The organism is Paraburkholderia phenoliruptrix (assembly GCF_019511605.1).
GTDB classification, from domain to species: Bacteria; Pseudomonadota; Gammaproteobacteria; order Burkholderiales; family Burkholderiaceae; genus Paraburkholderia; species Paraburkholderia phenoliruptrix_A.
Map to the genome: position 1 here is coordinate 712,356 of NZ_JAEUAV010000001.1, position 12,888 is coordinate 725,243.

Below are 12,888 nucleotides of genomic sequence, written 5' to 3' on the forward strand. Positions count from 1 at the left end.
CTTCATTCGTCTCGCGTATCCGCTGCAACGACCGCCGTTTCGTGCGCCTGCGCCATCGGCCAGTCGCCGGTGGTGATCATCATTGCTATAAGCGCGCGGATCGTGCTCATCAGTGCGATCGTCGCGCTCGACGGTGGACGCTGACGAGCGTGGGCGAGAAAGCGCTCGAGTACCAAGCCTTCGATCGGCACGGCGCGCAGCCGCCCGGTCTGAATCTCACGACGCACCGCGGACGCGACGTGCACGGTCCAGCCCGCACCGTCGGAAACGAGCTGCGCCGCCACGTCGGCCGACTCGACTTCCATCACGTCGTTGAGCACCAGATTCGCATTGGCCGCGCCCCGCTCCACCGCGAGCCGCACGCCGGACTTTTGCAAGCCGGCGAGGATCAACGGCACGTCGGCTAACGCCTCAATGCGCAGTAGCGACCCGGCGAGCCGCGCATCACTCGCGGGGCCAATCGCGCACAGCATTTCCGTCAGCACATGTTCGGCATGAATCTGCGCGGGCGCGGCGATGGGACCGGTGAGCAGCGCGACGTCGAGCGTGCCGCGTTCCAGCGCGTCGCACAGCGACGGCGAAAAGCTTTCGTTGACGCGCAGCCGCACCTCTGGGTAGCGGTTGCGCAGCACGCGGGTCAGAGGAAGCACGAAGAAACTGGCAAACGCCGGCGGCAAGCCGAGCGCAACCGTGCCGCGCGGTGTGCCCTGCAGATCCATGATATCAACGCGGATCTGGTCTGCGTAGCGTAGCAGGAAGGTGGCGCGGTCGAGCAGCAGTTCGCCTTCCCGCGTGAGCGATGCGCCGCGCGAATGACGTTCGACGAGCTTCACGCCGAGCTCAGCTTCGAGCAGTTGCACCTGCCGGCTGAGTGCGGGCTGCGCAATGTGCAGGACGGCCGCGGCGCGCCCGAAGTGCTGGTGAGCTGCAAGCACGGTGAAATATCGCAGCTGACGTAGGTCCATCATTTCCTTTAACTGGATCGAGGCATCCATGTCCGAAACCGCGTGCGATAGTGCGGGTTACCGGCGTAATGTCAGCTCGCGGCTCAATCTCGGCGCAACCTTTTTGATGGCCCCTCGACGGTCCAATATGGTGACATGTCTGTCGTTGCTTCCACAAGGCTTTAGCTGCACGATTCGCTTGCGGCGAGACAACCGCTGTGGCAAACATCATTTGATCGCTAGTAACTTCTGTTTCGTCAGAATGAGACGAGGACAAACCTGTACTCCAAGGAAGGCCGCGGCATGGGCATATCTCCGTCAGGGCAAGTCGAACCCCGATCATTGACGATGTTCGTCACAGCGATGAGTGTCCTTAATGGCCGAACTGGTCCTACGCTGAAATGGGGGGTGGCCCGCCCCGATCGGTTCGCTTGCGGCTCAGATCGAACTCCAACGGTCGTCCGATTGGTCACAAGGAAAGGGAACGCCGGGCGAAAACAGACGCAGGCCTCACCTGCTCGCCGGCTGGCATCCGTGGATGCAGCCAATCGCTGGCCCCGTTCCGCCTCCGGCCGGGCGATCACTAACAGCAGCTAGCGATGAATGGGGCGGTTAATGGCCCGCTTGCCATCGCAGGACCGGGTGACTCGCGCCGGCTGGCATGAGCCATACGCCAGTCGGCCCGAAGTCCCAGCCGACGAAGCTGGCCGGATCGCTCATCTGCGCGGTGGTGAGACCGTTCGATGCCGGCAGTTGCGGGCCGGTCCCGGCGCTGACGCTGCGGGTCGTCGCCTGTTTGTCCCAGTAAACGTTGGTGGCGATTCCCGCGCCAGGGCCCGGCTGGTTATACGCGGCGATGCCGCCGAAGCTGGTGACCGTATCCGGCGGCGAGCAGCAATAACCTTGCACCAGCCCGGCCGCGAACGACTGCTCGATTGTGCCGGAGTTCGAATAGACGAGGCCGCCGGTGCTCAGATTGCCATACGAGGTGCCCGTTGCATACGATTGCGAAATCGTACCGGCGTTGAGGCCGGCCAGCGCTCCGGCCACGCCGTGATATCCCGCGCTCACGTCGCCGGTTGCATACGATTGCAGAATGGTCCCTTCATTGAGGCCGACCAGTCCGCCGAGCACACCGGCCGAGCCGACGACCGCGCTGCTCCACGAACGCGCGATCAGACCGTCGTTGCGTCCCACTAAGCCGCCGAGCAACGCACCTTCGAACGCGCCGGAGCCGCGGCCGCCCGTCGTGTAGGCGGAGGTAATCAAGCCCTGATTCTCGCCAGCCAGAATCCCAAGCGGGATACCGCTCGGGAAATAGAAATTGGTCACGACCCGGGCGTTGGTCATCCCCACATTCCGCACGACACCCGTCGGCCCGATCGCGCCGAACAGTCCCGTCGCCGGCTGCCCGGTCGAGCTCTGATCAAGCTGGGTAAACCTGTCAATCACGTGCCCCCTCCCGTCGAACTGGCCGGAAAACGGCGTGGTCGCATTGCCGAGCGGAGAGAAAGCGAAAGACGTATCGGTTGAACTGGCGTCGATGTCTTTGCCAAGCGCATACGCGCCGCCGAGATCGGACGCGATGTTCTGTAAATCGCCGACAGAATTGACCAGCTTGTAGCCGGTCACCTGGGTAAGGAGACCGCTATATGGAGCCGCTGTCCACGCTTTGTTCGCCACGATAGTGCCGGGATTGTAACTGCCGCTCATGTCATAGAGCGCGCTGACGATGCCGGTACTTCTCGACCAGTCGATCGTGCCGCCGTTGTTCACGCTGCCGCCGTTGTCGATGCCGGAAGCGTCGGCCCGCAAGGTCAGATTGCCTGCACCGTTGTTGGCGATGGTCGTACCCGACGTCACTGATACATGCCGGTACGCGGCGAGCGTGAGCGAAGCGGGACCACGCCAGCTCAGGGTCGAAACGACGCCCAGGTCGCCCGTTGCGCCGTTGGCGCCGGTCGTCGCCACATTCACCGAGGTGCCCGCGTTCAGGCTGCGCTGCAATGCATGCGCGGCGGAGTCGTCGATCGTGAATGCGGATGTCGAGAGATTCCATTGGCCTGCATGAACCGCCGCATGCTTGCCGAACGCCAGTTCTGCCGCTTGCGTATCGACTGTTCCGCCGCTGCTGTCCGCGTTGCTTGCGGCGATCTTGCCGAGTTGGTCGACACGACCGTTGTCGGCAACGAGCCAGACGCGCCCGTCGCGGCTGGCCGTGCCGGTCACACGGATGCGCGTGCCGCTGCCTGCGAGCGCATACACGTTGCCGTCGGCGGCCTGCAGGCTGACCTGCGCGGCCATTATCCGCCCGTTGTCGACGACCGTGCCCTGACTGCCCGTCTGCACGAACACCTGCCGGCTGCTGGCCGAGTCTTGCAACAGCACTTGCTCGCCGCTGGCTAGTTCTGCCGTACCATCGGGCGCTGCCAGGGTACCGGCGTTAATGACTGCGTGTCGCGCAATCAGGAACACATCGCCGCCGCTTGAACTGATCTTGCCGAGGTTGATGACGCTTGCGTCCGAGTTGCCCGATAGCGTGAGCGCGCCGCTGCCTCTCATGAAGGCGTCGTTGCAGACATCGAGCGTTGACGCGACGAAACGTCCGCCCGTGCTGACGACACCCGACGGCCCCACGACGATGCCCTGCGGATTGATCAGATAGAGGCTGCCCGTCGCGCTGAGCCTTCCGCGGATGGCAGAGGATGAACCACCCGTCACTCGGTTCAGCGTCGCGCCCGAGCCGTTGTCAAACATCACGCTGTTGGTTTTGCCAATCGAAAAACTGTTCCAGTCGATCACGCCGCGCGTCGAACCTGGTTGCGTGATCACGAGGCCGTTTCCCTGGCTTGCTATCGCGCCCGTGCCGGCCACGTATGTGCCGCCTTGCGGAAGGACACCCGCTGCGAGCGTCTCATGTGCCACGGGCAGCGCTGTGAGCGAGATACCGATGGCGAGCCACAGGCGTCCGTTTGCTTGCCTGCCATGCACTGGGCGTCGCGCGAGCCCGGGTAGTTCTCGACATGACATACATCCCCCTTTCCGCAAGAGGTGCGGAATGGTGCCGGTGACGCCGCACAGCCTACCGCAAACGCGGAAGCCGCTGCGTCTGAAGAATAGTTGCTCAGGTCGCAAATGCATGCCGATACCTCTGCGTTCTGCGCCACCTTCTTCCTTCGACCGGCCTGTGTAGCCGCTTGTTCGTGTGGCGGCTCGACTGATGCGCTTACGACATCGACGGGAAACCACTCCACGACCGAAGAGGGATCTCACTCGACCGTAGCCCGATCCGTGAACAGCAATGAGTGGTGGACGATATCGGCGTTTGCGCGCCCAACATCAAGGACTGCTTGCAACTCCAAGGCCGGCATCTGAAGGTCCGTCCAGCGGGAGAGGCGAACGTCGGTTCCTGGCCGCAGCCGGTCTCACGATACCCAGCAGAGTGACCTGCGCGCCGAGTTTCGTCGCTGCGTGAGCTTCACTAGAACGGCCCAGCCCGCACGAAACACGCGACATGTGCATCGCACGATTGATACCATCGCGAAATGTGGCCACCACCGCACCGGAAAATGTCGCGAAACGCGGAGATATCGTCATGCGTCGGCGATGCCAAAAGCTATTCTTCAAACGCGACGACTAACGCGTTTCAGGTCGTGACGTGCGACAACGGCTCGGGCTTGACACTATCCCTGCCCCAAGCGCCGATGTGCCAGTCATCGCGTCGCTAATGTCGACCGGATTTCGGCCTGCGCCAATGGATCCGCGAAGGGGGACATATGGCACTCGTGTCACCAGGTAGCTCGGTAATTCGCGCGCCGCATCGTCGGCCACCGCCTCAGCATGTCGCGCCGCTGATCGCGGTGTTGCTGGCTGGATTGTCGTTGGCGCATGCGGCGTCTGCCGGTGGCGTTCTGCCGCAAGGCGGCCGCTATGTTGCCGGCGCGGGAACCATCGCTGGTCAGTGCAATGGGCTCACCATTACGCAGCCTGGTTCGACTCGCGGCGTGATCGACTGGGCCAGCTTCTCGATCGGTAGAGGCAACACGGTCACGTTCAACAACGGTTCAGGCGCCACGCTCAATCGCGTGACGGCCAGTGCGCCTTCGGTGCTTCTCGGCAGTCTGAACGCAACGGGCAGTGTGTACCTGATCAACCCGCAAGGCATTGTGGTGGGCCGCAACGGCGTCATCAGCACGGGAGGGCGGTTCGTGGCTTCGACGCTCGATGTGCCGGATAGCTCTTTCGTCAATGGTGGGCCGCTGACGTTCTCCGGCACGTCCAATGGCAAGGTCGTGAATCTCGGCAAGATCAGTTCCAGCGGTGGCGACGTTTTCCTGATCGCACGCGATGTCGTGGTCAACGCAGGCTCGGTCAGCGTCCCGAACGGCACCGCCGAATACGTCGTTGGGCAGCAGGTGATGTTGTCCGATTCCTCGAGCGGCAGACAGGTCTTCGTGCAGACAGGAAGCGAAGGCACCGTGATCCATCGCGGTGCCACGCAAGCCGCACAGATCAACCTCGAAGCGGCCGACGGCAACATCTACGCGCTCGCCGGTGCAGGTTCGCGTATCCGCGCGACCGGCACCGCAACGCGCGAAGGCCATGTCTGGCTGGTCGCCGACAGCGGTCACGTCACGCAGAAGGGAACCGTCGCTGCAACGAACGTGGGTGGCAGCGGCGGCACCGTCGATACGCTCGCCGCCACCTTGGCGTTCGGGCACGATGCCGCTGTTCAAGCGGGGGTGTGGAACGTCTCCACACCAAGCTTCACCGTCGATGCGACCACGGCCGGCGCTTTCGCGCGCAGTCTGAATAATGGCACGTCCGTCAACGCAACCGCGACCGGCGCGAACGGCGCAAGCGGCGACATGACCGTGCTATCGGACCTCGACTGGCAGAGCAACGCATCGCTCTCGCTGGCCGCTTTTCGCTATGTGGCCATCGGTCCGCAGACTACGATCCGCAACACCGGCAGCGGCAACCTCAGCTTGCGTGCGGACGCGTCGGGCATCGATAACCAGGGCAGCGTCGCAAACGAGGGCGTCATCGACTGGTCGGGCAGTAAAGGTCTGGTAAGCACGTACTTCGACATGAATGGCGGCAACCGTCCCGGGGTTGTGCTGACGAATCCGGACTGGGTAGCATCGGCGTTTGGCGGCCCTGTCAGTCAGTACACGCCATACAAGCTCGTCAACTCGCTAGCGGATCTCGACAACATCAACCTCGATCTCGCGGGGAACTACGCGCTGGGCAAGGACCTGAACGCGGCGCCGCCAGCCGGGACGTTCAATGCACCGATAGGAGGGTTTCCTTCCAACTTTCTAACGTACAGTTACTTCAACGGACAGTTCGATGGGCTCGGACACACGATATCGAACCTTTCGCTCAATGCAACCTCTTCCGCCTTCGCGCCGCCGGGCGGCCTTTTCTCGGCTATAGGGACGACGGGCATCGTGCGCGACCTCAACGTGCAAGGTACGATCACGGGTCCCGCGACGCTAGGCAACTACGGGATCCTGGCGGGCAGCAGTCTCGGCATCGTCGCGTCGGTCCACAGCAGCGGCGTGGTTGACCTTCCGCTCGCGGGGATCAGCGTACACGCGGGCGGTTTGATCGGGGAATCGCGAGGCTTGACATATCGCTCATCGAGCAGCACCGATATCAGTACGCTTTCTGCCTATACCGGCGGCCTTATCGGGGCAGACTCCGGCAACATCCGTCAGTCGTTCGCGACGGGTAACGTAGCGGCGAACGGCGGTGCGGCGGGCGGCCTGGTCGGTCAACTCGACGGATTGGTTTCCCAATCGTATGCAACAGGGTCCGTCACCGCCCAGCAGGGCGCGGTCGGTGGCCTCGTCGGCGGAAGTCTGGGCTACATCGAACAGTCCTTCGCTACCGGCCATCTCCAGGCGCCCGACGGGGGCGGAGGCGTCGCGGCCGTCAACATCCCCTCCAGCTTCATCGCGAGCGACGTCTTCTGGGATACGCAAACGACCGGTACCACGATCCCGGTCGTGAGTGTCGGCTACGGCGGCACGCTCGGCTATGCGCGAGGCCTCACCACCGCGCAGATGGCAATGCCGTCCAGTTTCGCCGGCTACGACTTCGGGCCGAATGGCGTATGGGTCATGCCTGCCGGCGCGACCCACCCGATCCTAAGCTGGCAACGAGGCCAGTAAGCGCGACACGGAAATGGCGGCGTGCATTCGACTGGCGGCGTTGCGGCGTCGGCACCGTCTTCGCGAGGCGGCTGATGTGTTCGGCGCCTCAATTGTCGAAGACGGCGCCAGCACGCCGGATGACCAGCATTGCCGCACCCCTTCCTCAGTGGTCGGGTCAGTTCGACCCACGGCGGTCCTACAATATTTAGCGACACGAGCGGCCGCTTCCGGGCCGCTTCCAGGTCCCTTCCATATCCTCGATTTACCGTCCCCTATCGCTCAAAGCGTCGACTGTACAAAATCTCACGTAACCGCGACCGGAATCGGTGAACCCCGTCTTTAGTCAAAGGTGTTGCGAGGGCAATGCCGCCAAGTATCGTCGCCATCGAGATTACGAGCGAGGCACTGATGGTCTCGCCCAATCCGATGGTCGAGGACGCGATACCTACGACCGGCGTTGCCAGCAAACCCAACGACGTGGTCACAGCGGGCAAGCTGCGGTTCACCACGGCCATGGCCCAGTATGCCAGTGCTGTGCCGCATAATCCCGCAAACAGGAAAGCGCCTGCGAGTTGCGGCGACCACACGATTCCCGGCGCACCATCCATGCAAAGCGCGAGCACCGACAAGACGCCGCTGGCCAGCAACGTTTGCCAGAAGACCAATTGAAATGGCGTGGAAACCCATTGATGAGCACGCACATAGAGAATGTTCGCTGCCCAGAAAAAAGCGGCGAGGAGGATCACGCCGTTGCCGAACAAGGTATGCGTATCACTCCAATCGAGCGCCCACGGATTGAACATGAGTGCCAGGCCGACCAAACCAAGAGCAATGCTGGCGATCTGGCGTGGCGACGGCCTTTCTCGAAGAAACAGCCAAGCGCCCGGCGTAACCCATATGGGCGTCGTATAGCCGAGTACGATGGACCGGCCTACCGGTACAAACTTCAGTCCCAGTGCGACCAAGGTCGAGAAGGCGACCATATGGAGCATTGCGATCGCCAGCACGACAGGCACATCGCCGCGCCTGGGGATGATCAATTGGCCACGCGCCAGCAAAATCACCAACAGCGCTGCACTGGCAATCGTGCACCGAATGGCCGTCGTCCACAACGGCGTCACTTGATGGACAATGATCTTAGTCGCAGTCCAGTTCAACCCCCAACTCAGAATCACCAGCGCGAACAGAAAACACGCGAGGCGGCGCGAAACAGGATGAGCGGCGGTTGCGTCCATAGGTGCACGATGTGGGAGAAGTTAACCGATCATAGGTTTGACTGGCACCGCTTCAAAGGGTATGTTTTGATAAAAACATGGGGCCAGTTTTATGGGTGATGCGCTCGCCGGTCTGATCGATCTCAAAGTAGAACCGCAAAGCGGTGTTGCCCTCACACGGCAGCTTTCCGATCAGCTAAGACAGGCGATTACGGCAGGAAGGCTGGCCAGCGGCCGGCGTCTGCCATCCAGCCGGGAACTCGCGGAGCACCTGAGCGTGTCGAGGAATACCATCTCCGCTGTGATCGACCAGTTGGCGATGGAGGGGTATCTCGACGTTTCGAAAGGACGGCGCCCGGTTGTGGCGACCTTGCCGTCAGCAAACCTGATCGCGCTCGAAACAGATAGTCAGCGGCGCGCAAGCCTCACTGGCATGTCGAGGTGGGCACAACAAATCGTCCGCAGCGATTGGCCGATTACCGAGCAAGGTCGCCCCAGACCGTTCGTACCGTGCTTGGCCGACGCTCGTGAGTTTCCCCACGCGATCTGGGGACGATGCCTGAGGACCGCGACGCGCTACGCGCTCCCTCGAAGAAGCATGGCTTCCAACCGGCTCGAGCTGCAGAAGGCGCTGCTGCATCATCTGGTCGAATACCGCGGCGTCAACGCGGAGGCACAGCAGGTGTTCTTGATGCCCACCGCTCAGGCTGCCATTGCGCTCATCGCCCGCGTGGTGCTGGACCCTGGTGAGGTCGCATGGATCGAAAGCCCGGGCTACGGCGGCGCACGCGCAGCGTTCGAGGCTGCCGGCGCGATTGTGCAAGGTATTGCACTGGATCAATGCGGCCTGGCATTTGAAACGTCGTTGGACGCGCCGCGTTTGATATTCGTCACGCCCGCGCATCAGCACCCGACCGGATTGCTGATGCCGGCCACCCGTCGGCAAGCGCTGCTGCGGTTTGCCGACAGGGTCGGTGCCCGCATCATCGAGGACGACTACGACAGCGAATTTCATTATGAAGGGCGACCAGTGGCTGCGCTTCAGGGCTTCGATCAAAGCGGCAGCGTGTTTTACGTCGGCACCTTCTCGAAATCTCTGCATGCAGATATTCGAGTAGGTTACGTCGTCGTGCCCAAATGTTTCGTCGAGACATTTGCCAAAGCACAAAGACACACCGGCCAAATCGTCAGCATGACGTTACAGGATGCCTTGTCCGATTTCATTGGCGAGGGACATTACGCCGCTCACATTCGCAAGATGACACGCATCTATCGTGCGCGACGTGATCACCTGTGTCATGCACTGTCGGCTATCGGAAACGACCTCACCCTCTCGCCACCGGATGGGGGCATGCAGGTGATAGCCCGATTAGGGCCGCAGCTAAAAGATCATGACGTGTGCCTTCGCTTGGCGGAGGCGGGGGTGATGGTGCGTCCGCTGTCACCCTATTATTTCGCTGAAGCTAAAGCTCACGGATTGTTTCTCGGCTTTGCGGCCTGGAATGAAACCGAGATCGATGCGGGTGCGGAGATCATTGCGCGCGTGATACGCGGATGATCGGCGAAATGAAGTTGACGTTTCCCTGTCTATGCTGGGGGACTTGATTCTTTCGTCTGCCGCTTCGTTAATTCTCAATGAACCACGGGGACCTCCAAAATCGAAAGCGGACATTCGTTTTCCCGATTCTAACCCTCGCTCGTACGTCCGAAAATGGCCCGACCACAACCTTATGCATTTTTGCATCGCTTGGCCCCGCGTCGTCGCATCGGACTCTCGCAACCGGTCATAGCGCCTGCGTCCCAGGAAAGCGCCCGGTGCAGGGACGCGCTATGGTCAGCGGCGATTCGGCGTATCCCGGCGGCCTCGGGAAGCCTCACTGCGGCGTGCTACCGGCTCTATTCATGGCACAAGATTCCGGCGGCAAATAAGCGGGAGAGCTATCCCAAACAATTGCGCATCCAGAATCCGGCGTCAATGCGCAGTTGCCTATGATGGCCGCTTCGAGACATAGCTGCGGTCTAGCTCATCCACCGAACGACAACCGATGAGAGCAAGCGTCCGGTCCGTTTCCCGCGTGATCATCCCGATGACGTCGCTCACGCCGGTTTCACCTCTGGCAGCCAACCCGTATAACGTGGCGCGCCCCAGCATCACTGCATTGGCCCCCAACGCGATCGCCTTGACGACATCCGCCCCCGTCCGTATGCCGCTGTCGAGAATGACCGTCGATCCCAAGGTATGCTCGACAATATCGGGCAGCACGTCGGCTGTCGCCGGCAGGTCGGCGAGTTGCCTGCCGCCGTGGTTGGAGACAATGACGCCGTCGGCGCCGAGCTCGATGCACCGCACGGCATCGTCAGCCGTCACAATGCCCTTGACAAGGAGTTTGCCTGGCCAGTCGTCGCGCAAACGGCGCAGGTCGTCCCAACTGAAGCTCGCATCCATCTGCCGGCGAAGAATTGCGGCTTGTGAGGCCGTGTCCGACGCATCGTCCGTGGCGAAGTTCTTCAACTCCGGCATGCCGTTCATCAGATAAGACCACAGCCAACGCGGGTGCGATAGTCCGTCCACCGCGGCACGTGCGCTTGCCTTGAACGGCATCGCAAAGCCATTGCGAAGATCGCGTCGGCGAAAGCCGTTCACCGCGACATCGGTGGTGAGGATCAAGGTCGAATAGCGAGCCGCGCGGGCACGATTGACCAGGCTCTTCGCAAGGTTTCGATGAACAACATAGAGTTGAAACCACAGCTCTCCATCGGCCCCTTTTGCCACCTCCTCGATGGACATGTTCGAAGCCGTCGATAGCGCAAACGGAATACCGGCCTTGCCAGCCGCACGCGCAAGTGCGAGGTCGCCCTTGGGCCAGAACGCGCTATTGAGGCCCGTTGGCGCGATCACCAGCGGAAATGGAATCCGCCGGCCTAAAAGCGCCACGGACTGCTCCCGTGCGCTGACATCCGACAGTCGACGTGGCAGCAACTGCAACTTATCGAAGGCCGAACGGTTATGCGTCAGTCCCGATTCATCGTCAGCCGCACCTTCCAGGTAGTCGAACACCATTCGTGGCAGCCGCCGTCTGGCTGCGTCACGATAGTCGCCGACGGAGAAAATGCCGGGAAATCCTGTTGTCATGATTTGCGTACTGTCAGTCTGAATCGTGATGCGAAAAACGTCGCCCTCAAGACGGAGGTCAAGCGCGATTGACGGGCGGAATATGACGACGCACGATCATCAGGCAGATAAAGACCATCAACATCGCTCCGCCAAGCATACCCAGGTACGCAGACGCTCCACCTCGCGTGATCACGAATGCCCCAGCGAACGCACTCAGAATCGCTCCGAGCCGTCCAAATGCGAGTGCGGATGCGGTCCCGGTCGCGCGTACCTCGGTTGGATAGACGTAGGCGCAAAGGGCGTACATCGTTGACTGAACTGCATTCACAAAGAGGCCGTGCAAACCAATGCCGAACACAAGCAACGTGGTGTGCGCGGAGACGTCAAGACCGCGTAGGAAAAGCGCGCTCGCCGATGCCGTCAGGCAGCACACGAGCAAAGGCCAACGCGACCCGAACCGCCCGATTGCCACTGCGCATCCCAGCGCACCAAAGACGCCGCCCAGGTTGTAGGCGGTGAGACCTGAGCCTGCCACCGCAGGGCTGAGACCCTCGCCAGCAAGCATCGTCGGCAGCCAGCTGAACGCACTGTAGACCGCGATCAGGTTCATGAAGAAAGCGATCCAGATTGCAATCGTGTCACGGCCCTGCCCGTCCGTGAACAGCGCACGAAAACCCGGACGCTGTTCTGCCTTTTGCTCTTTCTGGTCAGCGAACACAGCGTCCGACCGAACCGAGCGGGACATACGGGTCAATAGCTCACGCAGTTCGTTCCAACGTTCGTTGCGGCGGGCAAGATAACGTGGCGACTCCGGCATGACGAAGAACAGCAGCAGAGCCAGTGCTACCGGAAGTGTGCCTCCAATAAGGAAGAGTCCTCGCCATCCATAATGAGGAAGCACGACACTCGCGAACAGCCCGGCAAGCATGCCGCCCAGCGGTACGCAAACGATGGTCGCAGTCACTGCGAGCGTCCGGCGGCGAGCAGGCGTAAATTCCGCTGTCATGGTCGTCGAGCTTGGCAGCGCACCACCGATACCGAGTCCTGCAAAGAAACGCAGGATTGCAATCGTCATAACGTCCGGCGACAAAGCAATCGAACTTGTTGCCAGGCCAAATACCAGCACGCTCGCAATAATCGCCCAGCGCCGACCGAACCTGTCCGCGAAAAGCCCTGCGAACGCGCTGCCAACACCCATGCCTACGAGCCCTGCAGCAACGGCGGGCGCAAATGCGTTGCGCGTAATTCCCCATTCCTTGATCAAACTGGGAATGGCGAACCCAATGAGTTGCCCATCGAATCCATCCATTACGATCGAAAGCGCGCAGAGCAATACGACTATCCGCTGAAACGCTGAGAACGGTCCCTCATCAAGGGTGCGGCCTATGTCTACGGTTGGCAGATGGAGATTACGATCATTCATTTCGCCTCCCACGTCAAACCAGTGGAGGCTG

7 protein-coding genes are annotated in these 12,888 nt (G+C 61.6%); 2 read left to right on the forward strand and 5 right to left on the reverse strand.

The genetic code is table 11. From position 1 onward, the window contains the following. Positions 1-2: 2 nt before the first annotated feature. Entirely contained in the window at positions 3-995 is a 993-nt protein-coding gene (locus JNB89_RS03065; RefSeq protein WP_223216679.1) for a LysR family transcriptional regulator, read from the reverse strand. 561 nt (positions 996-1,556) lie between these two features. After that, the gene (locus JNB89_RS03070) at positions 1,557-3,974 is read right to left on the reverse strand and encodes a filamentous hemagglutinin N-terminal domain-containing protein (protein ID WP_220361200.1); all 2,418 of its coding nucleotides are present in this window, start codon (positions 3,972-3,974) and stop codon (positions 1,557-1,559) included. Positions 3,975-4,720: 746 nt separating this feature from the next. On the opposite strand from JNB89_RS03070, the gene JNB89_RS03075 reads away from it, so the two are divergent. After that, entirely contained in the window at positions 4,721-7,123 is a 2,403-nt protein-coding gene (locus JNB89_RS03075) for a filamentous hemagglutinin N-terminal domain-containing protein (RefSeq protein WP_013341711.1), read from the forward strand. A 254-nt stretch (positions 7,124-7,377) separates the two neighbouring features. Here the strand turns inward: JNB89_RS03075 and JNB89_RS03080 are convergent, their stop codons facing one another. Further along, the gene (locus JNB89_RS03080) at positions 7,378-8,340 is read right to left on the reverse strand and encodes a DMT family transporter (protein WP_013341712.1); all 963 of its coding nucleotides are present in this window, start codon (positions 8,338-8,340) and stop codon (positions 7,378-7,380) included. A gap of 91 nt (positions 8,341-8,431) precedes the next feature. Between JNB89_RS03080 and JNB89_RS03085 the strand changes: the two genes are divergently transcribed. Then, on the forward strand, positions 8,432-9,877 hold the full coding sequence (locus JNB89_RS03085; protein ID WP_220361201.1) for a PLP-dependent aminotransferase family protein: 1,446 nt from the start codon (positions 8,432-8,434) through the stop codon (positions 9,875-9,877). Between the two features lie 429 nt (positions 9,878-10,306). Here the strand turns inward: JNB89_RS03085 and JNB89_RS03090 are convergent, their stop codons facing one another. Together JNB89_RS03090 and JNB89_RS03095 are read right to left on the reverse strand one after the other, a co-directional pair. After that, the gene (locus JNB89_RS03090; protein ID WP_220361202.1) at positions 10,307-11,452 is read right to left on the reverse strand and encodes an alpha-hydroxy-acid oxidizing protein; all 1,146 of its coding nucleotides are present in this window, start codon (positions 11,450-11,452) and stop codon (positions 10,307-10,309) included. Positions 11,453-11,510: 58 nt separating this feature from the next. Continuing rightward, the gene (locus JNB89_RS03095) at positions 11,511-12,857 is read right to left on the reverse strand and encodes an MFS transporter (RefSeq protein WP_220361203.1); all 1,347 of its coding nucleotides are present in this window, start codon (positions 12,855-12,857) and stop codon (positions 11,511-11,513) included. Between the last annotated feature and the right edge of the window lie 31 nt (positions 12,858-12,888).